Origin of the sequence: Devosia sp. (genome assembly GCF_017744655.1) — a bacterium.
Taxonomy (GTDB): domain Bacteria; phylum Pseudomonadota; class Alphaproteobacteria; order Rhizobiales; family Devosiaceae; genus Devosia.
The window spans coordinates 1-24,434 of the sequence record NZ_JAGIAW010000007.1 but is presented as its reverse complement, the minus strand read 5'-3'; the positions used below and the strand labels follow the sequence as shown (position 1 = coordinate 24,434).

22 protein-coding genes, 2 tRNA genes and 1 pseudogene are annotated in these 24,434 nt (G+C 61.2%); 16 read left to right on the top strand and 9 right to left on the bottom strand.

What is annotated here, in order from left to right:
• Positions 1–72: 72 nt before the first annotated feature.
• Positions 73–693, top strand: a complete 621-nt coding sequence (locus tag J7557_RS13840; RefSeq protein WP_291420647.1) for a glutathione S-transferase family protein — start codon at positions 73–75, stop codon at positions 691–693.
• Between the two features lie 237 nt (positions 694–930).
• Here J7557_RS13840 and J7557_RS13835 read toward each other — a convergent pair whose 3' ends face one another.
• Together J7557_RS13835 and J7557_RS13830 are read right to left on the bottom strand one after the other, a co-directional pair.
• On the bottom strand, positions 931–1,209 hold the full coding sequence (locus tag J7557_RS13835; RefSeq protein WP_035085775.1) for a DUF1153 domain-containing protein: 279 nt from the start codon (positions 1,207–1,209) through the stop codon (positions 931–933).
• A 130-nt stretch (positions 1,210–1,339) separates the two neighbouring features.
• Positions 1,340–1,933, bottom strand: coding sequence for a TetR/AcrR family transcriptional regulator (locus J7557_RS13830; protein WP_291420646.1), 594 nt, complete (start codon positions 1,931–1,933; stop codon positions 1,340–1,342).
• An 83-nt stretch (positions 1,934–2,016) separates the two neighbouring features.
• Between J7557_RS13830 and J7557_RS13825 the strand changes: the two genes are divergently transcribed.
• Positions 2,017–2,940 carry an SDR family oxidoreductase gene (locus J7557_RS13825; RefSeq protein ID WP_291420645.1) on the top strand — a complete coding sequence of 308 codons (924 nt, stop codon included), beginning with the start codon at positions 2,017–2,019 and terminating at the stop codon, positions 2,938–2,940.
• A gap of 31 nt (positions 2,941–2,971) precedes the next feature.
• Here the strand turns inward: J7557_RS13825 and J7557_RS13820 are convergent, their stop codons facing one another.
• Both J7557_RS13820 and J7557_RS13815 read right to left on the bottom strand, forming a co-directional pair.
• On the bottom strand, positions 2,972–3,673 hold the full coding sequence (locus J7557_RS13820) for a flagellar hook capping FlgD N-terminal domain-containing protein (RefSeq protein ID WP_291420644.1): 702 nt from the start codon (positions 3,671–3,673) through the stop codon (positions 2,972–2,974).
• 12 nt (positions 3,674–3,685) lie between these two features.
• Positions 3,686–5,089, bottom strand: coding sequence for a flagellar hook-length control protein FliK (locus J7557_RS13815; protein ID WP_291420643.1), 1,404 nt, complete (start codon positions 5,087–5,089; stop codon positions 3,686–3,688).
• 283 nt (positions 5,090–5,372) lie between these two features.
• Between J7557_RS13815 and mnmA the strand changes: the two genes are divergently transcribed.
• A complete protein-coding gene (mnmA, locus tag J7557_RS13810; RefSeq protein WP_291420642.1) occupies positions 5,373–6,524 on the top strand; it encodes a tRNA 2-thiouridine(34) synthase MnmA in 1,152 nt (383 codons plus the stop codon).
• A 173-nt stretch (positions 6,525–6,697) separates the two neighbouring features.
• Here mnmA and J7557_RS13805 read toward each other — a convergent pair whose 3' ends face one another.
• Positions 6,698–6,871 (bottom strand): hypothetical protein, encoded by a 174-nt coding sequence (locus J7557_RS13805; RefSeq protein WP_291420641.1) that lies wholly within the window; start codon positions 6,869–6,871, stop codon positions 6,698–6,700.
• Positions 6,872–7,011: 140 nt separating this feature from the next.
• Here J7557_RS13805 and J7557_RS13800 point away from each other — a divergent pair, with 140 nt between their 5' ends.
• From J7557_RS13800 to J7557_RS13790, 3 genes are read left to right on the top strand one after another with little or no spacing between them, the layout of a single operon-like run.
• Entirely contained in the window at positions 7,012–7,533 is a 522-nt protein-coding gene (locus J7557_RS13800; protein ID WP_291420963.1) for an RNA polymerase sigma factor, read from the top strand.
• On the top strand, positions 7,530–9,578 hold the full coding sequence (locus J7557_RS13795; protein WP_291420640.1) for a VWA domain-containing protein: 2,049 nt from the start codon (positions 7,530–7,532) through the stop codon (positions 9,576–9,578). The genes J7557_RS13800 and J7557_RS13795 overlap by 4 nt, the downstream gene beginning before the upstream one ends.
• A gap of 26 nt (positions 9,579–9,604) precedes the next feature.
• The gene (locus J7557_RS13790) at positions 9,605–10,318 is read left to right on the top strand and encodes a hypothetical protein (RefSeq protein ID WP_291420639.1); all 714 of its coding nucleotides are present in this window, start codon (positions 9,605–9,607) and stop codon (positions 10,316–10,318) included.
• A 39-nt stretch (positions 10,319–10,357) separates the two neighbouring features.
• Here J7557_RS13790 and J7557_RS13785 read toward each other — a convergent pair whose 3' ends face one another.
• Both J7557_RS13785 and J7557_RS13780 read right to left on the bottom strand, forming a co-directional pair.
• Positions 10,358–11,308 (bottom strand): ring-cleaving dioxygenase, encoded by a 951-nt coding sequence (locus tag J7557_RS13785; RefSeq protein WP_291420638.1) that lies wholly within the window; start codon positions 11,306–11,308, stop codon positions 10,358–10,360.
• A 73-nt stretch (positions 11,309–11,381) separates the two neighbouring features.
• Positions 11,382–12,419 (bottom strand): AraC family transcriptional regulator, encoded by a 1,038-nt coding sequence (locus tag J7557_RS13780; RefSeq protein ID WP_291420637.1) that lies wholly within the window; start codon positions 12,417–12,419, stop codon positions 11,382–11,384.
• Between the two features lie 152 nt (positions 12,420–12,571).
• Between J7557_RS13780 and J7557_RS13775 the strand changes: the two genes are divergently transcribed.
• Together J7557_RS13775 and J7557_RS13770 are read left to right on the top strand one after the other, a co-directional pair.
• Positions 12,572–13,315 carry an alpha/beta hydrolase gene (locus tag J7557_RS13775; RefSeq protein WP_291420636.1) on the top strand — a complete coding sequence of 248 codons (744 nt, stop codon included), beginning with the start codon at positions 12,572–12,574 and terminating at the stop codon, positions 13,313–13,315.
• Positions 13,316–13,419: 104 nt separating this feature from the next.
• On the top strand, positions 13,420–13,629 hold the full coding sequence (locus J7557_RS13770) for a 2TM domain-containing protein (protein WP_291420635.1): 210 nt from the start codon (positions 13,420–13,422) through the stop codon (positions 13,627–13,629).
• On the opposite strand, the gene J7557_RS13765 is transcribed toward J7557_RS13770, so the two are convergent.
• The gene (locus tag J7557_RS13765; protein ID WP_291420634.1) at positions 13,630–13,959 is read right to left on the bottom strand and encodes a putative quinol monooxygenase; all 330 of its coding nucleotides are present in this window, start codon (positions 13,957–13,959) and stop codon (positions 13,630–13,632) included.
• 225 nt (positions 13,960–14,184) lie between these two features.
• On the opposite strand from J7557_RS13765, the gene J7557_RS13760 reads away from it, so the two are divergent.
• The 8 genes from J7557_RS13760 to J7557_RS13725 all read left to right on the top strand — a co-directional run bounded on the left by J7557_RS13760 (position 14,185) and on the right by J7557_RS13725 (position 23,673).
• Positions 14,185–14,832 (top strand): glutathione S-transferase family protein, encoded by a 648-nt coding sequence (locus J7557_RS13760; protein ID WP_291420633.1) that lies wholly within the window; start codon positions 14,185–14,187, stop codon positions 14,830–14,832.
• Positions 14,833–15,207: 375 nt separating this feature from the next.
• Positions 15,208–16,446, top strand: coding sequence for a putative DNA modification/repair radical SAM protein (locus tag J7557_RS13755; RefSeq protein ID WP_291420632.1), 1,239 nt, complete (start codon positions 15,208–15,210; stop codon positions 16,444–16,446).
• A complete protein-coding gene (locus J7557_RS13750) occupies positions 16,446–17,888 on the top strand; it encodes a UdgX family uracil-DNA binding protein (RefSeq protein ID WP_291420631.1) in 1,443 nt (480 codons plus the stop codon). The genes J7557_RS13755 and J7557_RS13750 overlap by 1 nt, the downstream gene beginning before the upstream one ends.
• A gap of 77 nt (positions 17,889–17,965) precedes the next feature.
• Positions 17,966–18,042, top strand: a tRNA-Met gene (locus J7557_RS13745).
• A 269-nt stretch (positions 18,043–18,311) separates the two neighbouring features.
• On the top strand, positions 18,312–21,101 hold the full coding sequence (locus J7557_RS13740; RefSeq protein ID WP_291420630.1) for a bifunctional aconitate hydratase 2/2-methylisocitrate dehydratase: 2,790 nt from the start codon (positions 18,312–18,314) through the stop codon (positions 21,099–21,101).
• 280 nt (positions 21,102–21,381) lie between these two features.
• A complete protein-coding gene (locus tag J7557_RS13735; protein ID WP_291420629.1) occupies positions 21,382–22,317 on the top strand; it encodes a VOC family protein in 936 nt (311 codons plus the stop codon).
• A gap of 29 nt (positions 22,318–22,346) precedes the next feature.
• Positions 22,347–23,387 carry a maleylacetate reductase gene (locus J7557_RS13730; RefSeq protein WP_291420628.1) on the top strand — a complete coding sequence of 347 codons (1,041 nt, stop codon included), beginning with the start codon at positions 22,347–22,349 and terminating at the stop codon, positions 23,385–23,387.
• 211 nt (positions 23,388–23,598) lie between these two features.
• Positions 23,599–23,673, top strand: a tRNA-Gln gene (locus J7557_RS13725).
• 197 nt (positions 23,674–23,870) lie between these two features.
• Here the strand turns inward: J7557_RS13725 and J7557_RS13720 are convergent.
• Positions 23,871–24,323 (bottom strand): annotated as a pseudogene (locus J7557_RS13720) (IS3 family transposase); the annotation flags it as partial.
• Positions 24,324–24,434: the final 111 nt, after the last annotated feature.

Here is a 24,434-nt window from a genome sequence, read left to right as displayed (position 1 = left end):
AACAATCTCTTAACCACTCGAACCAAAACGAAAAATCAGGCAAAAACTGCCTACTAGATTCGGGAGTGAAAAATGGTTCGGGTTCTTGGCCGCGTGACCTCGATCAATGTGCGTAAAGTGCTGTGGGCACTGGACGAATTGGGAATTTCCTATGAACGCGAGGATTGGGGCCTGCCGCTGCGTGACCCCAATGACCCCGCGTTTCTGGCTCTTAATCCCAATGCACAGATTCCGGTCTTTATCGAGGACGATGGAAGCGCGATTTGGGAGAGCAATGCCATCCTAGTCTACCTCGCCCAGACCCGTTCCGCCCTGCTTCCCGAGGCGCCGCGGGCCCTCGGCTTCGCGCTGCAATGGTTCACATGGCAGGCGACCGAGCTTAATCCGCCTTGGGGCTACGCACTCAACGCTTTGGTCCGAAAGCGTACGGGATATGACGACCCGGCAAAAATTGCCGAATCAATCGCTACCTGGACAGCGCGAATGGACCTACTAGAGGCGGAACTCAGGAAGGGGAACGCCTTCATCGCCGGCGACGACTTCACCATTGCCGACATCGTCCTGGGGCTTTCGATCCACCGCTGGTTCATCGTGCCCTTCGATCACAAGCCCATGCCGCATGTGCAGGCCTATTACGAACGGCTGAAGCAGCGTCCCGCGGGTGCCCGCTGGATGCCGGACGATATGGTCTAGTTTTTAGGCTTTTTAGCGCTCAGGGTCACCCAACCCGCGGTGTCATTCCCGCGAAAGCGGGATCCCTGTTTTGAAACGAGATCCCCGCTTTCGCCGCGAAAAGCGGACTTCCGCTTTTTCGCGGGGATGGCGGGCGAGAGTCGAAAACTTGGGTCCTTAGCCAGGTGCTGACCTTAAATGCGCAAAACCCCCATGGCCTCGGGCCGTGGGGGCTACGCAATCGTCATGACCGGGATGTCAGCCTTCTCGGTAGTGCTGAATCCAGGTTGTCCGCAATCCGGCAAGGCCATGCTTGTCGATGGCAGCCTGCCAGTTAAGAAATTCATCGACGCTCAGCGTATAGCGTTCACAAGCCTCTTCGAGGCTTAGAAGGCCACCACGCACGGCGGCAACGACTTCCGCCTTGCGGCGAATTACCCAACGACGGGTATTGGCGGGAGGTAGATCCGCAATGGTGAGCGGGCTACCGTCCGGACCGATAACGTACTTTACGCGAGGACGCATCTGTACGGTCATTTTACTCTCTACTCAACCTGACCATATGACCAAGAGAGTAGGACGGTGACCTTAAGATACCGCTAAAGGGAAACTTACAACCAGTTAAGATTACGACGGAAAATCAATCAATTGATCCGTCATGGGGACTTCATGTCTGTTGGGCCAGTTGCCCCAGCGCGTCGAAGCTTTCCGCCAGCAGCGCCGCCAGCGGGCGTCTTCCTTCTTCGCGGCTGAACGTGTCGAGCGAGAGACGAACCGCCCCGATGGCAAAAGCGGCGAGAAGCCGCATCTGCGTTTCCGGCTCGTGCGGCCAATGGGCTTTAAGGGCGGCGAAAACCGTGGCTTCGTCGCGGATATAGCTTGCCTGCTTGCGCGCCTGCACCGTCTCGCTCGATCGCATCATCCTGTCGATGGCCAGAAGGCTCTTCGGCGAATATGGAGCCACCATGCCCAGCATGGCGTCGCGCAGGGCCGGCAGCGGCCGCCGGTCCCTGGGCTGGGCCCGGATCGCCGTCGACAGCTGTTCCCCAAGGCCCGCCTGCAGCGAGATCAGGATTTCGTCCTTGGACTTGAAATAGTGAAAGAAGGTCCGCCGCGAAATGCCGGCTTCAGCGGCAATGGCATCCAGCGTCGTCGCCTCATAGCCATTGCCGGCAAAGAGTTTTAGGCCCGCATCCACAATGCGTTGTCGGGTCTCCCGGCGCTTTTTGTCCCGCACGCTTTCGTCGCTTGTCGCCGTCATCGGGCACACCCCTTGAAATTTATGCACCCGGTGCAATATATATTTTTGCACTGAGTGCATGAATGTCGGGAAGGACATAGGCGATGGACAAGTGGACTGCAACGGATATGCCGCCGCAACGGGGCCGGTCGGCTGTTATTACCGGCACGGGCGGTTTGGGCTACGAGGACGCCTTGGCGCTGGCGCGGTCGGGCGCCGATGTCATCATCGCCGGGCGCAACCCACAAAAGGGTGTGGACGCTGTCGCCGGAATTCGTGAGGCTGTCCCGGCCGCCAAAGTCCGCTTCGAACAGCTCGATCTCGCCAGCCTCAAGTCCGTCGAAAACTTCGCCACGCGCCTCAATGGCCAGTTGGATGGCCTCGATCTTCTCGTCAACAATGCCGGCGTCATGGTGCCGCCAGAGCGGCAGGAGACTGCGGATGGTTTCGAGCTGCAGTTCGGTACCAATTATCTCGGACATTTCGCACTCACGGCTCATCTGCTGCCGCTCCTGCGGGGCGGGAAGGACGCTCGCGTCGTCACCCTCTCCAGCATCGCGGCCCGCCAGGGAAAGCTCGATTTCGATGACCTGCAAAGTCGCAAGACCTATATCCCCATGCAGGCCTACAGCCAATCCAAGCTCGCCTGCCTGATGTTCGCTTTCGAATTGCAGCGCAAAAGCATGGCCGAGGGTTGGGGCGTCACGAGCCTTGCGGCCCATCCCGGCGTTTCCCGCACCGAGCTTTTGCACAATGCGCCGGGCCGGGGCAGCCTGATGAGCGCGGCGCGCTCGTTCATGTGGTTCATGTTCCAGCCGGCGGCGCAGGGCGCCTTGCCAACCCTTTATGCCGCAACATCGCCTGCCGCGGTGCCGGGCGCCTATTACGGCCCGCATGCGCTTGGCGAAATCCGTGGCTATCCGACCCTCTCGAAGGTTCCAAAGCAAGCGACGGATGAAGTCGTCGCCCGGCGCCTCTGGCAGGTCTCCGAACAATTGGCCGGAATTGGGCTTAGCGCGGAGGCCTGACGCTCATGCGCCGGCCCCGCGACACCATGCATCAAGCCTTGGTTTCGTCGTCCTTGCCGGGCGTGGTCGGTGCGTCCGGGATACGCACTTCCGAAACGTCGCTCAGCGGCACCTTGGCAGCGCCGACGGTCACCATGGGCTGGCCGCTCGAGAAGTCGACGGCGCTGACGATGCCGATGGCGGACGTCGTAACCTTGACCGGTTTGCCCGACAGGTTCGTGCCTTCGATGGTCATCGTATAGAGGCCGTCCGGCTGCGGCTGGCCGTCGCTGGAAATACCGTCCCAGGTAAAGACGCCGTCGCCCATGTTGAGCGAGCCGTTTTGAGTATAGACCACATCGCCCGAAGCGTTCTTGATCGTGATGTTGGCATTGGCGACGTTCGCCTCGGCCTTGTAGCCCCACATGGCGTGAGTACCGCTCAGCTGCGTGGTCTTGCCGGTGATCGTGACCTGCTTGCCGATATAGCCCACGGCGTCCATGCGGCCCGCCGTCTGCGTCGAAGCGAGCAGGCTTTCAAGGAACGTATTGGTCTTGAGCTGCTGCTCGACACCGGTGAACTGCACGAGCTGCTGGGTGAACTGATTGGTATCCAGCGGGTCGAGCGGGTTCTGGTTCTTGAGCTGCGTGGTCAGGATCGACAGGAAAGTGTCAAAGTTCTGCGCGATCGTCTGGCGTGAGCCGGCGAGCGAGCTGTTATTTGCTGAGGACGAACCGGAAACGCCGTCGACCATGGTGAAACGTCCTTATGCCAGGATATTGAGGCCGCTCGCCTGGAGCGCGCCGCGATAAAGGGTGATGGCGGGGGCGGAAACTTCTGTTTCCTCTTGGCTATCCTGGCCGCTGCCCGACCCGCTTCGCTCCTCGCCCGAACGCTGGTTCTGATCACCGGCGAAGGGGTTTTGCTTGAGCGAGAATTCGAGATTGGTTTTGCTCTGATCGAGGCCAGCCTGCTGCAGCGCCTTTTCCAGCGCGCGCTGGTCACGCTGCATCAGGTCGAGCGTTTCGGCCTTTTCGACCGTCAGCCGCGCATGCACCTGGCCGCTCTTGTCGATGTCGAGTTTGACGTCGATACGGCCCAGTTCCGCCGGATCGAGCCGGATCTGGAAGCGCGTATTGCCATCGCCCACCTGGCGCGACAGCTCGAAGGCGATCTGCGGCAGGTTCAATTGCTGCTGGCTTGTCTGATAACCAGTCTGCACCACGCGCGGGGTCGTCGCAGCGTCGACCTGCTGCGGCGCATCCGCCTGCGCTGCGGCGGGCGCGGTCGGCGTCAGGTTGAGGTTATTGTCCTGGCCGCCATTGGGGCGGGCAGTATGGGCCTGCGTATTCTGGCCCTTGTTCTCTGGCTCGGCCGGCTTGGCGTCGGCCTTGCGCTCGAGACTTTGCGGCTCGACCTTGAGTTCGGGTTCGCTGACCTCGACCTTCGGCTCGGGCGCGGCCGTTTTCGGCGCCAGCACCGGTTCAGGCATCTTGAGCTGAGCCGAAGCCAGCTCCGGCTCGGCCGGGATGGCCTTGGCAAATTCGCCGAGCCCGTCCATCAGCTTGGCAAGGCTCGCCTCGGCATTGGCGTCGAGTGTCAGGCCGGCCGCGCCCAGGCGCTCGCCGAGCCAGCCATTGAGTTTGGCCGCCAGTTCCGCCTCGCCGCCGCCTTCCGCCGCAACGCCTTTGGCGAGGGCGGCTAGTTGCTGCATGAGCGTCTTCACATCCATACCCAGCAGTTGCGAGAGCTCGCCGATCGCGTCCTTGATATCGGAAAGCGCCGCGGCGTCGACGAGATCGCCCTCGCCGGCTTCGCCATCGGTTGCCCCTTCGGTCGTCAGACCCAGCGCGGCAAGTGCTGCCAGCAGCGTATCGGCCAGCGAGGTCGTGCCGGTATCTTCGGTGCTGTCGTCCTCGGTTTCCGTCTCTGCCGGCGCGGCGGCTGCGGTCTCGGTCGTTTCAGCCGCATCCTTGGGGGCAGCGTCAGGCGTTGCCGGCTTGTTATCGCTGCTCTGCGCTGCCTGCGCGTCATTGCGCTTGGCCGGAGCCGCCGGAGCGTCGAGAAGGCGCGCGAACTGGTCGTCATTGTTGGATTTGACGGGCGGTTGCACCGGCTTTGCGGCGGAGCCGAAGGCCGAGACCAAAAGATTTGCCAGTTGTGAAGCCACGGTTGCGCCTCTTCAAACACGAAAGAACTCCTGCCGGACAATGCAAGAGCCTTGCCAAGTTCCTGCCTCCTCCTGAAGTCTCTTTGTTTTCAAACCTATATCTACGTTTCCACCCCACCCCATCCCGATGCCGTCCGGTCGGTCTCCGATGCCCTTTGGGTCAGTTTCGCCCCAAACCCGGCAATTCCTGCCGGGCAGGGCAATTGCCAGAATTATCCAATGGCGGTATGAGGCGACCTCACGCTTATCCGTTGGCCCTTGACCCCATCCGGATTGGAAAGACATGTTGAATTCGCTTGATATCGCCAAGCGTCCCGAGGACACGCGCGTTGTTGTCGCCATGTCCGGGGGCGTCGACTCCTCCGTCGTTGCCGGTGTACTCGCCCGAGAGGGCTATGAAGTCATCGGCGTTACCCTGCAGCTCTACGATCACGGCGAAGCCACCCATCGCAAGGGTGCGTGCTGCGCCGGCCAGGATATCCACGATGCCCGGCGCGTCGCGGCCAAGCTCGGCATTCCGCACTATGTGCTCGACTATGAAGAGCGCTTCAAGGCCTCGGTGATCGAGCCTTTTGCCAATGCCTATCAGCAGGGCGAAACCCCGGTGCCCTGCATTGCCTGCAATCAGTCGGTGAAATTCGTCGACCTGATGACCGTTGCCCGCGACCTCGGCGCCGATGTCCTCGCCACCGGTCACTATGTGCAGACGCGCCTTCTCGAAGATGGTCGTCGCCAGCTTTTCCGCCCGGTCGATTCAGATCGCGACCAGACCTATTTCCTCTTCGCCACCACCCAAGAGCAGCTCGATTTCCTGCGCTTTCCGCTTGGCGGCCTGAGCAAGCCGGCCGTGCGTGAACTGGCCCGCGAATTCGGCCTCGAAATTGCCGAGAAGCACGACAGCCAGGACATCTGCTTCGTGCCGCAGGGCAAGTATGCCGATATCATCCGCAAGATGCACCCCGAGGCCCTGGCCCAGGGCGAGATCGTGCATCTCGATGGGCGCGTGCTTGGGCTCCATGAAGGCATCGTCAATTACACCATCGGCCAGCGCAAGGGCCTGGGCGTCGCCGCCGGCGAACCGCTCTATGTCGTAAAACTCGACCACCGCAGCGGCCGCGTCATCGTCGGTCCCCGCGAAGCCCTCAAGACGCACACGGTGCGCCTGCGCGACGTCAACTGGCTCGGCGCCACCCCGCTCGTTGAAGCCAGCGCCGGCAATGGCGCGCCGGTGGAAGTAAAAGTCCGCTCCACCCGCGGCCCCCAGCCGGCCGTGATCCAGATGCAGAATGGCGAGGTCTTTGTGACACTCGTCACCGGCGAATACGGCATTTCCCCCGGCCAGGCCTGCGTCTTCTATGCTGACGATAGCCAGACGGCAGAGGTACTCGGCGGCGGGTTTATCGCCGAAGCCGTGCCGCAGGCATTGGTGGCTTAGTCTTCCTTGTTCCTCTCCCCATTGGGGAGAGGTGGCTCGGCGAAGCCGAGTCGGTGAGGGGTAGCTCTCAATTTAAAACTAATGCCTTTCCCTCATCCCTACCGAATTCGCAAATGCGAATTCGGTGAGCTGCGCGCCACCTTCTCCCCAATGGGGAGAAGAATATCGGCGCATTACTGTCCCACCTGCTCCGCCGTCGGCTCCTTCGCCGCATTGGCCGCTTCCCGCAGCGCCTGATACTGCCCCAGCCCGCCCATCATCATCGATATGGCGATCAGCACCACCACCGCGCCCATGGCGAGGATGAAAATGCGCGTACGGTTCAGCTTGAAGGGGCTTTCGGACATGCTCGTCTCCATACAAAAAAATCTCGGCGACGACCAAAGGATTGCAGCAGCACCGGCGTCCTACAGCTAAACTAGCTGCAAAGAGGCTTTCTGTGCAGGCACGATTGGTGGGACTGACTGCCGCATCCATACCCGATCCAATGGCCGCCTTCACCGAGGCGCTGGTTCGGCGCGCCCAGAATGGCGATGCCGGGGCCTTTGCCGAACTGGTCGAGGATCAATATGACCGCATCTACCGCACCGCCTGGCGGTGGTGCGGCAATGGTCACGATGCCGAAGACATCGCACAGGATGTCTGCGTCCGCCTCGGAGCGGCGCTGCAATCCTTCGATGGGCGCAGCGCTTTCTCAAGCTGGGTCTATCGCATCACGCTCAACATGGTGCGCGACTGGCAACGCGCCGGTCGCCGCCGCGGCGCCCATGTCGATGCCTATGCGGAGATCGCGCCGACCGAAGAGGCGCCAAACCAGGAAGACGCGACAACCAGCAGCCAGCTCTGGGCCGCCGTGCGCACACTTCCGGAAAAGCAGCGCGACGCCGTGCTGCTCGTTTATGCCGAAGAGATGAGCCACGCGCAGGCCGCCGAGATCATGGGGATCAAAGAGGCCACCGTTTCCTTCCACGTTCACGAAGCCCGCAAGACATTGAGGGGGCTACTATGACCGATCACCGCCCCGATCCTTTCGAAATTCTGGGTCAGTCGCCCGTGCCAAAGCCGCGCGCCTCTGCCAAGGCGGCAGCGCTCGCGGCCGCACGCGCCGTCTATGAAGAAGCCGAAGCCAAAAAAAACGCTGGTTCGACCCAAGGATCGAATCGCGGCCGCCGTCACATGTCCATCAAAGAAATCCTGAAGGGACTTTCGATCATGGACATCCGCATTCCTCTGGGCACCACCGCCGTGGCCCTGCTGCTCCTGCCGCTCGGCTACCAGCTCTATTCCACGACCGCGATGACCTCGGTCCAGGCGCCGCCACGCCCACAGATCGCCACACCCGCCGTCGAGCCAGTGTCCCCTCGCGCCCGCGAAGAGGTGGCCGACATCGCCGTGCAGCAGGCGCCGGCCGAGGTCGCCGCCGATAGCGATGCCCTGGCGGCGCCCGAACCTATGCTGCTCGAAAGCGAAGCCGCCCCGGACATGCGCATGGTCGCGCCGCAGAGTATGCCCGCGCCCGCACCGGCAATCACGCCCTCGCTGTCAGCCGTCCAGACCGAAGCCTATGGCGGTGCGCCTGTCGGTGGTCTCGCCAAGCAGAGCGTCTTTGCCGACGAAGCTGGCCGCATGGCGCCGCTGCCGAGTGGCGACGAATTCACCAGCTTTGACGAACAGCGCCTGAAAGTCGCCGCCGAAGAACCGGTCTCGACCTTCTCCATCGATGTCGATACGGCGAGCTATTCCTATGCCCGCCGTATGCTCGAAGACGGCTACGTCCCCGAACCCGATGCCGTGCGCATCGAGGAGCTGATCAACTATTTCCCCTATGACTACCCCGCTGCGCCCAGCGCCGAGGTGCCGTTCCAGCCGACCCTAAAAGTCTTCCCGACCCCGTGGAACGACAAGACGCAGATTCTCTCCATCGGCATCCGTGGCTATGAACCACCCGCCGAAGCCATTGCGCCGAGTAATCTGGTCTTCCTCATCGACACTTCCGGGTCGATGGACGAGCCCGACAAGCTGCCCTTGCTAAAACGCTCCTTTGCGCTGCTGCTCGATCAGCTTTCGGAAAAGGACACGGTTTCCATCGTCGCCTATGCCGGTTCGGCCGGTGTGGTGCTCGACCCAACCGCCGCCAGCGAAAAGGCCAAAATCCTCTCCGCTCTCGACGAACTCGGGGCAGGGGGCTCGACGGCCGGTGCCGATGGTATCGAACTCGCCTATCGCCTCGCCGAGGAAGGCAAAACGAGCGGTACCAATCGCGTCATCCTCGCCACCGATGGTGACTTCAATGTCGGTATCGACGATCCCGATGCGCTAAAGCAGTTCATCGCCAAGAAGCGTCAGTCCGGCATCAGCCTCTCGGTGCTTGGCTTCGGCCGCGGTAATCTCGATGACGCGACCATGCAGGCCTTGGCCCAGAACGGCAATGGCAATGCCAGCTACATCTCCAACTTCGCCGAAGCCAAGAAAGTGCTGGTCGAGGAAGTGGGCGGCACGCTCCATACCATTGCCCAGGACGTCAAAATCCAGGTCGAGTTCAACCCGGCTCTGGTCTCGGAATATCGCCTTATCGGCTACGAAACCCGTCATCTCGAACGCGAGGATTTCAACAATGACGCGGTGGATGCCGGCGATATCGGCGCCGGCCACACGGTCACCGCGCTTTACGAAATCACCCCGGTCGGCGCCGGCCAGGTCGATCCGCTGCGATATGGCACCGACGCGGCCACGACGGGCGGCAGCGATGAAATCGCCTTCCTCAAAATGCGCTACAAGCTGCCCGGCGAAAGCGTCAGCCAGTTGATCGAACAGCCGGTCACTCCCGAGGTCACCTATGACGACATCGCCCTTGCCGGCAGCGACGCCCAGTTCGCCACCGCCGTCGCCGCCTTTGGCCAAAAGCTCAAGGGCAGCGTCTATGGAGCCGACATGACCTGGGCCGAAATTGAAGCTCTGGCCAAGGCCGGTCGCGGCGAAGACGAAGGCGGCTACCGCGCCGAATTCATTCGCCTTGTTCAGGATGCCGCCCTGCTCGAACCCGACGCCAGGTAAGGGGCAATTCCCAGCCCTGTCAAACCATGCCAGTCTGGCCCCAATCACAGGAGGCCAGACTGCGCAATTTCGATTTCAGTTCCTGGGAAAGCGTGCTCGGCACGCTGATCGGCATCGCCCTCTTCGCCCTTGTCGGCATCGGCATCCGCCTTCTGGTCATGACCACGATCCAGCAGCGCCAGCAGCGGATGAACCGCCAGATCAACGAGCGCCTCCGCACCCTCATTGCCGCCTACAAGGTTTTGGGCGGGTCCTTCACCGGCACGCTCACCGTCAATCCCGCCCACAAGCGCGATGAGAAACGTGCGGAGGGCGACGAAACCACCGAGATCATCACCGGTTCCGATCGCCAGCGCCGCATTCGCGACGATGTCGAAGCCTCGCTTTCCGACATTATCCTGCTGGGCACCGAAGAGCATGTGCGCCTCGCCGAAAAGGCGGCGCGAGAACTGGTCGCCGGCCATCCTATCCGCACCGACGCCCTGGTCGTTTCCCTGCGCGATTTCATCCGCAAGGCGCTTGATCTCGATCCCGTCCCTGCCGATCTCGCCATTCCCGTCCAGGGCCCGAAACGCCCGTCTGCCAGCGGTGGTCGCGGCAAGGGTGAAGGCGGCGAAGGCGGTCGCCAGGGCGGAGGCGGTGGAGGAGGCGCCGGTGGCGGTGGGGGCGGCATGGGAATGGGCATGGGCGGCGGCCGTGCCGACGACCCCGATCCACTCGATACGAACAGCAGATCGTGAGCCACCCACCTCTCCCTTAGGGGAGAGGTGGGCTTCGGCTTAAACCAGCGGCTTCAAGCCGGCCTCGATCTGGGCTCGCTGGCTTTCGAGGAACGGTGGCAGCGACAGGCTTTCGCCCAGCGTTTCCATCGGCTCGTCGGCAGCAAAGCCGGGCACGTCGGTGGCGATTTCGAACAGGATTCCGTTCGGTTCGCGGAAGTAGAGCGAGGTGAAGTAGAACCGCTCCACTTCGCCTGAGGAGCGAATGCCAAAGCTGTTCACCCGTTCGATCCATTCGCGTAAGGAACTCTCGTCCGGCGTGCGGAAAGCGACGTGGTGGACGCCACCGGCACCGGGCCGCGCCCGCGGCAGGCTCGGATCGACCGAGACATGGAGTTCGGCTGCCGGACCGCCCGGACCCATTTCATAGACGAAGGTTTCAGCGCCCCGCTCACGAGCCGGATAGTGCCGCACCTGCCGCATGTTCATCACGCGGGTCAGCATGGCATCAGTCGGCTCAAGTTTTGGTACCGACAGGGTGATCGGGCCAAGCCCGACAATCTGCTTGTCCGCCGGCAGCGGCGACTTGGCCCATGGGATCACCTTGTTCGAACCATCGACGACGAGCCGGAAGCGCTGGCCTTCAAAATCCTCGAAATCCATCGAGACATGGCCAAAGCGTTCCTTGATGCCGCTGGTGGAAACCTTGCTGGCCTCCAGATGCTCCTTCCACCACTTCAGCGTCTCCTCGCTGTCGACGCGCAGACCGGTGCGACCAACCGTGTGGTTGCCGCGCTGTTCGCGCATGGTGGGGAAATCGAAGAAGGTCAGGTCCGCGCCGGGCGAAGCGACGCCGTCGCCATAGAAGAGGTGATAGGCCGAGGTGTCGTCCTGATTGACCGTCTTCTTGATGAGGCGCATGCCCAGCGTCTCGGTATAAAACTTCAGGTTGCGCGGTGCGTCTGCAGTTACGGCTGTCAGGTGGTGGATGCCGCCAAGTTCCAGGGTCATTTTCCAAAACTCCCAATATTCGCGGCGTCTCCCGCCGTGTTCGACAGGGAATGTAGGCGAACCCTCCCGGTGTTCATATCGATACAATCGCAACGCACTGGTGTCGATTATTGAACAATAATTCCTCGGGATGCACCACCGTAACAGGCGAGACCCCGAACTGCGCCTTGAACGCACGGCTGAACGCCGCGTCGGAATCATAGCCTATCCGGCGCGCCACCTCGCTCACGCGGGTCCGGCCGCCCTTGAGCATTTCATTGGCCAGCAAGAGCCGCCAGCGCGTCTGATAGTGCAGCGGCGCTGCGCCGATCAGGTTCGTGAACCGCTCGGCAAAGCTCGATCGCGACATGCCGGCAATGTCGGCCAACTCGGCCACAGTCCGCCGCTCGAATGGTGCGTCATGGATGGTTTTGAGCGCCCGGCTGATCCGCGGGTCAGCCAGTGCGCCCAGCCAGCCCTTGTTCTCCGGTGGCGCCTTGTGCACCCAGGTGCGAATGGCGCGGATCACCAAAACGTCGATCAGCCGCGAGATCATGATTGCCGCGCCTGATTGCGGCGCCCGCGCTTCGGCATGGAGGTAATGCGCCAGCCCATCGAGCCAGCCGGCCTCCTCGGCGAGCGCCTCCCGCGAGATATGGATGATGGACGGCAGCACGGCGAGCATGGAGGGCAGATTGTCGCCCTCGAAGCGAAACGCGCCGCTGATGAGATTGGTCTGCGCCCCGCCGCCACCAAGGCTGATGGTCAGGCTCTCCTCCTTCATCTGCGCAAAGAGCACCAGCCGCGCTGAGACCGGCTTGCCGTCCGGCGTGCCGATGACATGCCCGCGCCCTTGCGGCAGCACCAGCAGGTCCCCGGGCCCGGCCTCGATCACGCGCCCATCGCTGGCGCTGACACGCATTTCTCCGTCCTGCACGACATGGAAATAGGCCGATCCCGCGTCGAAATTCAGCGCCCATGGCGCGGTCAGTTCGGCGGAGAAAACCAGTTCGCCTCGGAGCTTTATCAGTGTCAGTACCTGCGAGAGCAGATCCACCCGTGAAGCCATCATGGGAAAAGCGGCGTCGGATTCCGGAGCAAGAGGTCCGGAGGCGCGGTCATGGCTGTTCATGCTGCAAGCCTCTAAATAGAGCCCATCACTTGGCGAGGAAATCAAGCAATCCTCGGCCGAAACGCAAAAATCCAGAAGCACACGCTAGCGCAAAGCCAGCGGCAGGGGAACTTTGCCGATCGTCCAACCTCGCCCAAATTTTGGAGATGAAAATGAAAACCGCACTGTCCGCCCTCATGCTCGCTGCCGCCGCAATCGGGGTTACCGCCACCACGGCTCAGGAAGCCAAGAACATCGTCCTTGTGCACGGCGCCTTTGCCGATGAAAGCTCCTGGGACAAGGTCGCAGCCATCCTTTCGGCCAAGGGTTTTAATGTTACCCAGGTCGCCAATCCGCTGACCTCGCTCGCCGATGACGTCGCCGCCACCCAGGCCGCCCTCGACGCGCAGGATGGTCCGACGGTTCTTGTCGCCCATTCCTGGGGTGGCGTGGTCATCGGCGAGGCCGGTGCCGATGAAAAGGTGAAGTCGCTGGTCTATGTCTCGGCTTTTGCGCCGGACAAGGGCGAAACGCTCAATGCCCTGCTTTCGGGCGGCGAACCCAGTGAAGGCGTCAAGGCCATCCGTCCCAACGAGCAGGGCGGCCTGATCTTCGATCCCGCCAGCTTCCCGGCGCTCTTTGCCGGCGATCTGCCCAAGGAAGAAGCCGAAGCCATGGCCGCAAGCCAGCTGCCGTCCAACCCGGCCAATTTCGACGCCGTTGCCGAAGTCGCCGCTTGGCATGGCAAGCCCAACTTCTATGTCGTGACCTCCGAGGATCTGGTGATCCCGCCCGATGCCCAGCGCTTCTTCGCCGGCCGGATCGGCGCAACCACCACTGAGATCGCCGCCAGCCACTCTGGCCTCGTCTCGCAGGCCGAAGCGGTGGCGAAAGTCATCGAAGACGCCGCTCGCTAAACGGCAGCCGTTGAAATCGTACGTGCCGACACCCCCACCCATCCTCCCCCATCAAGGAGGAAGGGTGGGGGTGTCGGGAGCCAATCAACCATCAGGAGACCATCATGACGAACCTAGGAAAATGCGACGGCCGCCTCGGCCTCCAGATTCACGCCATCGTCTTCGTAGCGACCATGGCTCTGCTCTTTGCCATCAATCTCTTCACCGGCGCCCCGTTCTGGGCCCTGTGGGTCTTCCTCGCTTGGGGCATCGGCCTTGCCGCCCACGCCATCAGCCACGCAGCGACGCGACCCCACAAAGTTGCAAAAGCCTGATCACTCAGCCCGCAGTGGCGTCAAAAACGTCAGCACGGAATTGGGTTCGACAATCAATTCCCGCAGCTTGGCGTTGAACACCGCGCCGTAGTCAGCCGAGATGTGAGCCTCGAATGCCGCCTTGTCGCGATAGATTTCATAGACGACGAACTTCGCCTGATCATCCAGTCGCTGGAAGCAATCGAAGACGACATTGCCCGGCTCGCGCCGCACATCGGCCGCTAAGCCCGCCAACAGAACTGCCACCCTTTCGACGTATCCTGCGCGCGCCGTAAATTCGGCAATCAACGAAACCGAACCTCGCTCCGGCAGGTTGTTCAAAATGTCCATCTTTGCTCCTGGCAGTGATCTCGTTCCAACCTCGATTGTCACCCCGGCGACGGCCGGGGCCCATCTCGAAATCTCAGGATGGATCCCGGCCTTCGCCGGGATGACAGACAGTAAGTGATGAACCGTTTCAATGCGCGCTTGGTCAGTGAGAATTCGGGTAAAAAATATTAGTCGAAATGCCGACGCGGCGTTCGTCCTAAGACTGTACCCAAGGAGGACACTGCAATGAAGCCGATCATTACCGCATTCGAGAATTCACCAGATGGTGGTCAGGGCCTAGCCCGCGACATGCGCGTGCGCTGGGCTCTGGAAGAGGTTGGGCTCGCCTATGATGTGCGCCTCGTCTCCTTCAAGACCATGAAGGAACACTCCCACAAATCGCGCCAACCCTTCGGTCAAATCCCAACCTATGAAGACGGCGATATCGTCATCTTTGAATCCGGCGCCATCGTTCTTCACATCGCCCAGCACCATTCAGGCCTCTTGCCCGCAGATGAACCCGGCCGCGCCCGCGCCATGGCCTGGCTCTTCGCTGCCCTCAGCACCATTGAGCCCTCGATCGTCGAGCGCGAACAGGTCTACTTCACCGAGCGCGACAAGCCCTGGTACGAGGACCGCCTGCCGCTCATCGACGACCAGATCCGCTCTCGCCTCGATCCTCTCTCCGCCCGCCTCGGCGATGCCGATTGGCTCGGCGGCGATTTCAGCGTCGGCGACCTGATGATGGTGATGGTCCTGCGCCGCCTCGAGCCAGAAATGCTCGCCGAATATCCAAGCCTCGCTGCCTATGTGGCCCGGGCCGAACAGCGACCGGCCTATCAACGCGCCTTCGCCGCGCAAAAGGCGGTGGCTGATGCGGCTAGCGTCGGGTGACTCTAGCTTCGGCAAAGCATGCTCGATTGCTCCACCTCCACCGTGTCATCCCCGCGAAAGCGGGGACCTCCGTTTAAAACAGGGGTTCCCGCTTTCGCGGGAATGACATCGCGCCTGACGGGTCGTTTGCCTCACACCGCCCGTCATCCTCGGGCTCGACCCGAGGACACTTCACCTCACTCGGTGTCGGCGAGGTCAAAGCCCTCGGGTGGTAGCCACTCCCGCGGCGTCACCCCCGCGAAAGCAGGGACCTCCGTTTCCTAGGCTAGAACGAAGCGTGCGGCCCCATCTCCGTTCACAAATCCCCCACTCATGTCTTTTTGACATGCGCGCCGCTCAGACTCGGCCTATTCATCCAGAACAAAGGATGAACAAATGGTCGCTCTCACCCTCACGCGAAAACTCGCCATTTTGGCCGATGCGGCCAAATACGACGCATCCTGCGCCTCGAGCGGTTCGGAAAAGCGCGACAGCAGCAAGACCGGTGGCATTGGCTCCACCGAGGGCAGCGGCATCTGCCATTCCTATGCGCCCGACGGTCGTTGCATCTCCCTCCTCAAACTGCTGCTGACCAATTTCTGCGTCTACGATTGCGCCTATTGCATCAATCGCTCGTCCTCCAACGTCGAGCGCGCCCGCTTTTCCGTCGACGAAGTCGTGCGGCTGACGCTCGACTTTTACAAGCGCAACTATATCGAAGGCCTCTTCCTCTCCTCGGGCATCATCCGCTCTCCCGACTACACCATGGAGCAGATGGTCCGCGTCGCCCGCACCCTGCGCGAAACCCATCTCTTTGCCGGCTATATCCATCTCAAAGTAATCCCCAATGCCGCGCCCGAGCTTCTCGCCGAAGCTGGCCGCTGGGCTGATCGCCTCTCCGCCAATATCGAACTGCCCACCGATGTAGCGCTTGAACAGTTCGCCCCGGAAAAGCGCCCTGCCGAAATCCGCACCGCCATGGCGCGCCTGCGCGGAAAACTCGATGAAACTACCGAGGACAAAAAGCCGACCAAGGCAAAGCCCGAAAAGTTCGCCCCTGCCGGTCAGTCAACCCAGATGATCATCGGCGCCGACAAGGCTGACGACGCCGCCATTCTCACCCGTGCCGCCGGGCTCTATTCCGGCTATCGGCTGAAGCGCGTCTATTATTCCGCCTTTTCGCCCATCCCCGATGCCTCCTCGCGCCTGCCGCTCGCTCCGCCACCGCTTATGCGCGAGCATCGCCTCTACCAGGCCGATTGGCTTATTCGCTTCTATGGTTTCGACGTGCCCGAAATCGTCGCGGGCGGAGAGGGAGGTCATCTCGATCTCGCGGTCGATCCAAAGCTCGCCTGGGCCCTGAAACATCGCGCCAGTTTCCCCATCGACGTCAATCGTGCCGACCGCGAACTTCTACTGCGCGTCCCCGGCCTCGGCGTTAGCGGCGTTGATCGCGTCATCTCCTCACGCCGCCATCATCGCCTCACCCTTGCCGACCTCGCGCGCCTCACCGCCTCCATCGACAAGGTCCGCCCCTTCATCGCCGCTGCCGATTGGACACCGGGCGGTCTCACCGACGACCTGCGCCTCCGGCAAAAGCTCGCGCCGCCGCCAAAGCAGCTGGAACTCTTCTAATGCTCTCGGTCCGGCTCGAACGGCTCAACGACCTCGACGAGTGGCGCGGCAAGGCGCGGCGCCTGCTTGTTGCCGGCATGAAGCCCTCACAGGTCGTGTGGCGGGTCGGTTCGGAAGAGAGCGGCCTCTTCGAAGCGGGCGACGACATGCTGCCCGATACCGATGGCCCGATCGGCTCCGTACCGCGCCAATTCATCGACCTTGCCGGCGACGTCATCCAGCACTCCGACCCGCAGCGTTTCGCACTGCTCTATCGTCTCCTCTGGCGACTGCAGGATGACTCGCACATTCTCGCCAATGCTGCCGATAGTGATAACAGTCTGCTAACGCGAATGGCCTCGGGGGTACATCGCGATGCACACAAAATGAAGGCTTTCGTGCGTTTTCGCACCGTCCTCCACGAGGACGAAGAGCGTTATATCGCCTGGTTCGAGCCCGAGCATTTTACCCTCGAAGCTACAGCCCCCTTTTTCACCCGCCGCTTTGCCGGCATGCATTGGGCCATCATCACCCCCTATGCTAGTGCCTTCTGGGACAAGGAGAATTTGCGCTTTGGCCCGGGCGGAAACAAAAAAGATATCCCCGCCGAGGGCGCGGTGGAGGATGATTGGCGCACCTATTACGGCGCGATCTTCAACCCGGCTCGGCTGAAAGTCGCGATGATGAAATCGGAAATGCCGGTCAAATACTGGCGCAACCTCCCCGAAGCCGACCGCATTGCTCCCTTGATCCGTAATGCAAGGCAAATAGAGCAGGACATGATCGCCCGCGCCACCACCCAGCCTCCGGCCCGCCACATGCGCCAGAAGGCGCGCGAGGCTGTGGAGGAAGCCCAACAAATTCAATCACTTGCCGACGCGGCCGAGGCCATCGAAGGCTGCCGCCGCTGCCCACTTTACGAGCAGGCGACCCAGGCCGTCTTCGGCGAGGGCCCGAAGGAAGCCGAGGTCATGTTCGTCGGTGAGCAACCCGGCGACCAAGAAGATCTGGCGGGCCGACCTTTCATTGGTCCTGCGGGACAAGTCTTTGACGAAGCTATCAAAAATGCCGGCATCGACCGCCGCCGCCTCTATGTCACCAATGCGGTAAAGCACTTCAAATTCATCCCGCGTGGCAAAAGACGCATCCACCAGAAACCTAATGCCGGCGAAATCCAGGCCTGCCGCTTCTGGCTCAATCTCGAACGCGAATTCGTCAAGCCCCGGATCGTCGTCGCGCTAGGCGCCACCGCCGCGCAAAGCCTTGTCGGAAAAGCGGTTTCCATCTCCGGCATGCGCGGAAAACCGATCGATCTGGAGGATGGTTCGGTGCTCTACATCACCAACCACCCCTCCTATCTCCTCCGCATTCCCGACCCCGAAACCAGGGCCCGTGAGCGCCAAAAGTTCGAAGCCGACCTCGCGCTTATCCATGCCCACATTCAACGTCTGGAAAAATCATAACCGGCCGGTCGCAACTCTTGACAGACCGGGGCCCCCGACCTTAGTAAGGCGCCATCGACGCAGGTCGAGCCCCTTGGGGCGGAGTAGCTCAGTTGGTTAGAGCAACGGAATCATAATCCGTGTGTCCCCAGTTCGAATCTGGGCTTCGCTACCAATCCAACCCCCGGAAATCGGGGGTTTTCTTTTTCGCGCAACGCGAAATCCAGTTGCCTCTTTAGATATGTCTGCCACCCCGTAGTCGCCTGCGCGGGGCGTTGCTATTTCTCGACCGCTCCTTGCTCAATTCGGAAGTACTTTGTTTGCGGAAATGCGCTAGGTTGCCGCCGACCTTGGGAGGGAAGCGCGACATTGGCGCTTCATCGACCAAAACAGCCCTATGTGGTGCCGCAGCCGGCACCTCACACCCACGATGTTGAGATTGCGATGACCCTCTATTCCGATTACCTCGCTGAAATCGAAAGCAGAAAAGAGCAGGGTCTCGCGCCCAAGCCGATCGATGCCGGCGGCCTGACCGGTGAGATCATCGCAATCATCCGCGATGCCGCCAATCCGCAACGCGCCGATGCCCTCAAATTCTTCATCTACAACACGCTGCCCGGTACCACGAGCGCCGCAACGGTCAAAGCTGCCTTCCTCAAGGAAATCATCCTCGGCGAAGTTGCCGTGGCCGAAATCACTCCGGCCTTTGCCCTCGAGCTGCTCTCGCACATGAAGGGCGGCCCCTCGGTCGAAGTGCTGCTCGACGTGGCTCTGGGCAATGGCGAAAATGCCAAGGCAGCCGGCGATGTACTGAAGACCCAGGTCTTCCTCTACGACGCCGACATGTTCCGCCTGCGCGATGCCTACAAGGCCGGCAATGAAGTCGCCAAAGACGTACTCGAAAGCTACGCCAAGGCCGAGTTCTTCACCAAGCTTCCCGAGGTCGAAGACGAGATCAAGGTCGTCACCTTTGTTGCCGCTGAAGGCGATATTTCCACTGACCTTCTCTCGCCCGGCAACCAGGCTCACTCGCGCGCCGACCGTGAACTGCACGGCCAGTGCATGATCACCCCTGCCGCCCAGCAGGAAATCGTGGCACTGCAGAAGCAGCACCCCGACAAGCGTGTCATGATGATCGCCGAAAAGGGCACGATGGGCGTCGGCTCCTCGCGCATGTCCGGCGTCAATAACGTCGCGCTCTGGACCGGCAAGCCCGCCAGCCCCTATGTGCCCTTCGTCAATGTCGCGCCGATCGTTGCCGGCACCAATGGCATTTCTCCGATTTTCGCCACCACCGTCGACGTGACCGGCGGCATCGGCCTCAATCTCAAGAACTGGGTCAAGAAGCTCGGTGAGGACGGCAAGCCGATCCTCAACAACGAAGGCAACCCGATCCTTGAGCAGAAGTACTCGGTCGAAACTGGCACTGTCCTCACCATCGATGCCAAGACCAAGAAGCTACGCGATGAAGCCGGCAATGAGCTGGTCGACATCGCCTCTGCCTTCACTCCGCAGAAGACCGAATTCATGAAGGCCGGCTCGTCCTACGCCATCGTCTTCGGCAAGAAGCTGCAGACTTTTGCGGCCCAGACCCTCGGAGTCACTGCCCCGCAGGTCTTTGCCCCGAACAAGGAAATTACCGTCGAAGGCCAGGGCCTGACCGCGGTCGAAAAGATCTTCAACCGCAACGCCGTCGGCGTCACGCCCGGCAAGATCCTCCACGCCGGCTCGGACGTGCGTGTCAAGGTGAACATCGTCGGTTCGCAGGACACGACGGGCCTGATGACCGCCCAGGAACTCGAGGCAATGGCCGCGACCGTCATCTCGCCGCTGGTCGATGGCGCCTATCAGTCCGGCTGTCACACGGCATCGGTTTGGGACAAGAAGGCCCAGGCCAACATTCCAAAGCTCATGGCCTTCATGAACAACTTTGGCGTGATCACGGCCCGCGACCCGCTCCACAAGTATCACTCGATGACCGACGTGATCCACAAGGTGCTCAACGACATCACCGTGGACGATTGGGACATCATCATCGGTGGCGATTCGCACACCCGCATGTCCAAGGGCGTGGCCTTCGGCGCTGACTCCGGCACCGTGGCGCTGGCGCTTGCCACCGGCGAAGCCACCATGCCGATCCCGCAGTCGGTCAAGGTGACTTTCAAGGGCAAGATGCAGCCCCACATGGATTTTCGCGATGTGGTGCATGCGACGCAGGCGCAGATGCTGCAGCAGCATGGCGACAACGTCTTCCAGGGCCGTATCATCGAAGTCCATATCGGCACCCTGCTCGCCGACCAGGCCTTTACCTTCACCGACTGGACTGCCGAGATGAAGGCCAAGGCGTCGATCTGTATCTCGGAGGACGAGACGCTGATCGAAAGTCTCGAAATCGCCAAGTCGCGCATGCAGATCATGATCGACAAGGGCATGGACAATGCCGCCCAGACCCTCAAGGGCCTGATCGCCAAGGCCGATCGCCGCATCGCCGAAATCCGTTCGGGCGAAAAGCCGGCCCTCTCGCCCGACGCTAATGCAAAATACTTTGCTGAAGTCGTGGTCGATCTCGACCTGATCGACGAACCGATGATCGCCGACCCCGACGTCAACAATTCCGACGTCTCGCGCCGCTACACCCACGACACCATCCGCCCGGTTTCCTACTACGGCGGCACCAAGAAGGTGGACCTGGGCTTTGTCGGCTCGTGCATGGTGCACAAGGGCGACATGAAGATCGTCGCCCAGATGCTGAAGAACCTCGAAAAGGACACCGGCAAGGTCGAATTTAAGGCGCCGCTCGTCGTCGCCGCGCCGACCTACAACATCATCGATGAGCTGAAGGAAGAAGGCGACTGGGAAATTCTCCAGAAGTATTCCGGCTTCGAGTTCGACGATATTCACCCCAAGACCGCTAACCGGACGGAATACGAGAACATCCTTTATCTCGAACGTCCCGGCTGTAACCTCTGCATGGGCAACCAGGAAAAGGCCGAAAAGGGCGACACCGTTCTCGCCACCTCGACCCGTCTGTTCCAGGGCCGCGTCGTTGAAGACACCGCCGAAAAGAAGGGCGAGTCCCTGCTCGCCTCGACCCCGGTCGTCGTTCTCTCCGCCATCCTCGGCCGTACGCCGAGCGCCGACGAATACAAGGCTGCGGTGGAAGGCATCGACCTGACCAAGTTCGCCCCGCCGACCTCGTCCAACCCCATGGACTCCAAGTCGGTCCATTTCTAGGACGCGGCCTTTTATGAACCTTTCCGGCCCGCGCATCCCAATGCTCGGGCCGGAAGCTGGCCCATCTCATCGGGCTTTCAAACGCTCCCAATCATTTCCAGACATTGCACAGGCGCTCGGCCATTGCCGGGGCGCAGACGACTTCTTCGTGCGATGTCGTTCGAAGAAAGACGACAATCCGTAGCGAATTGTCCAGCTACCCTGAAAGGCTCTGACATCCGATTTTGAACTCAGAACAAGCGTCGGGGCGATATCGGTCCGATCATTCATGGAGTGCAAAATGCTGGACCAGATCAAAGGGCTTCACCATGTGACGTCCATGGCCAAGGATGCCCGCAACAACAATCAGTTCTTCACCAAGAAGCTGGGGCTGCGCCGGGTGAAGCAGACCGTCAATTTCGACGAGCCGAGCGTCTACCACCTCTACTATGGCGACGAAAAAGGCACGCCGGGCAGCGTGATGACCTATTTCCCCTTCCCCAATATTGCCCGTGGGCAGTTCGGGGCGGGCGAGGTGGGAACCACGGCCTTCTCGGTGCCGGAAAACACCCTGGATGTCTGGTCGGAGCACCTGACCAAGAATGGCGTCTCTGGGTTATCGCGCGGAGCCACTTTTGGCCAGAAACGCCTCGATTTCACCGGTCCCGAGGGCGACAGTTTCTCCCTGGTCGAAACCAGGGATGACGTGCGCGCGCCCTGGACCACCGAAACGGTAAGCGATGCCTTTGCCATCCGAGGCTTCCATTCTGCTTCGCTGAGGTTGCGCGATGCCGGCGCCACCGAAGAACTGCTCAAGTTCATGGGATATGAAGAGGTCGACAAGCACGGAGGCATCAGCCGTCTGGGATTGCCGAACGGCAATGGCGCCGATTTCATCGACATCGAAGCGCTTCCTGAGGTGGGCTTCGGTCGCCTCGGTGCCGGGTCGGTGCATCACATCGCCTTCGCCGTGGAGAACCGGGCCAAGCAGCTAGAGGTACGCAAGGCGTTGATGGATACCGGCTATCAGGTCACCCCAGTCATCGACCGCGATTATTTCTGGGCGATCTATTTCCGCACACCCGGTGGCGTGTTGTTCGAAATCGCGACTAATGAACCGGGTTTTGATCGCGACGAAGACACCAAGCATCTCGGCGAGGCGCTGAAACTGCCCATGCAGCACGAGCATCTTCGGCCGTACCTCGAGCAGCATCTGCAGCCGCTCGAAAGCGCCTGAGCGGCGGACAGACTTCCAAGGAGCGGGCTATGAAAACCTTCGAGTTGCAGAGTTTTGAGCAGAGGGTCGTTTTCGGGAAAGATCACCTGTCCACCCTCTTGCCCCTCGTTCAGGACCTCGGCGTGACCCGGGCCATGGTCCTCAGCACGCCGGGGCGGAGCACGGGCGTCGCAGCAATCGCCGAGGCACTGGGCGAGAGGCATTTTGCGACTTTCGACGATGCTGTGGTGCACACACCGGTGGAGGTCACCGACCGTGCGCTGAATTATCTTGGCGACGCCGATGGGTTCGTCAGCCTGGGCGGCGGGTCTGCGGTTGGGTTGGGCAAAGCCCTGGCGCTGCGGACCGGCTTGCCGCATATCGCCATTCCGACGACATATTCCGGTTCCGAAATCTCGCCGATCCTTGGGCAAACGCGGGATGGCAAGAAGACAACCATCCGGGACAAGCGCGTCGTTCCGCAGGCCGTTATCTATGATGTCTCGTTGACGCTGTCCCTGCCACTCGACTTGACGGTGTCGAGCGGGCTCAACGCCATGGCCCACGCTTTCGAAGCGCTCTACGCGCCCGACAGGTCCCCGGAAACCGATCGCATCGCTGTGGAAGCGATAGCGGGATTTGCCGGGGCTTTGCCGATATTGGTCGACGCGCCGCGGGATTGGGACGCCAGAGCGACGGTGCTTTACGCAGCTTATCTCTCGGGGCGAGTTCTCGCTGCGCGAACCATGGGGCTGCATCACAAGCTGGCCCATGTCCTCGGTGGACTATACGATCTGCCGCATGCCCCTATGCATGCGGCGCTGCTCCCGCATGTCATCAGATTCAACGAGGTCGCGGCAAAAGAACAGCTTGGCCTGGCTGCTGATGCGCTTGGCCATGAAAGCGCTGCGGAAGGGTTGGAGGCACTGGCCCTCAGGCTCAACGTAGCAAGAAGCCTTGCCATTTTAGGCATGCCGCTCGATGGAGCGAGTGCGGCGGCGGAACAGGTCATGCAAAATCCGGCGCCGAATCCACGTGCCTATGGCGCCGCAGACATCGTGAAACTGCTGGAGGGCGCTCTTCGCTCTTGAGCCGAAGCAGGCAGTGCAAAACCTGAATATTCGAGCATGAGCGAGTGGGTGATGTCGCCGGTCGCCGGCAGATGCGATTTGCCGAAACATTTAGCGAAGTCAGATACTTGTTCGTTGATGCCTTGGGCAATGGGTTTGCTTTCGAGTGCTCAACAGGCTGTCACAAGGCGTGTTGCGCGGCTTTAGCAAACGGTGTAGGAACCGCGCCAGTTGGGGTGTCGCCAAGTGGTAAGGCACCGGTTTTTGGTACCGGCATTCCTAGGTTCGAATCCTAGCACCCCAGCCAGCAATCCCTAAATATTCTGCCCGCGAAAGAACGGCGCAATTGCGCTGAAAGTCCGAGCCTTTTCGCTTATATGAATGACAAAGGGACCAGGCGAACACCTGATCCCTCTGCAGCTAAATAAGCTGTCCGAAGCCTTTATCGAGCAAAAGACGATGGCGGCTTCTGAATAGCCCCGTGTTCTGTAGGCACCTTCGGGGTCAGATTTGGTTTCGCCGTTCGAACTCGACTGGAGAGAGCATGCCGTTGCGGACATGCTTGCGGGTCGGGTTGTAGAACATCTCGATGTAGTCGAACACATCCTGGCGGGCTTCGTCTCGCGTTCGATAGGTCCGGCGCCTGATCCTTTCGCGCTTGAGAAGGTTGAAGAAGCTTTCGGCCACAGCATTGTCGTGGCAGTTGCCGCGCCGGCTCATGGAGTGAACCAGATTGTGGTGCCGCAGGAAGCTGGCCCAGTCCATGCTGGTGAACTGGGAGCCCTGATCAGAATGGACCAGCACCGTGTTCTGTGGCTTGCGGCGCCAGACCGCCATGTGAAGCGCCTGCAGAACGACCTCGCTGGTCTGCCGGCTTTGCAATGACCAGCCGATGACGCGGCGCGAGAACAGGTCAATGACCCCGGCCAGATAAGCAAAGCCCTCCATGGTGTTGATTTCCGCCGAGAAGTGACCCGGGTTTTCCATTGAGAAGTGACCCGCCTGTTAGTTTTGTTTTGGGTCGGTTGCTGTGGTCAAGGGTCTAGGTTTCTCCTTTGTTTTTGGCGG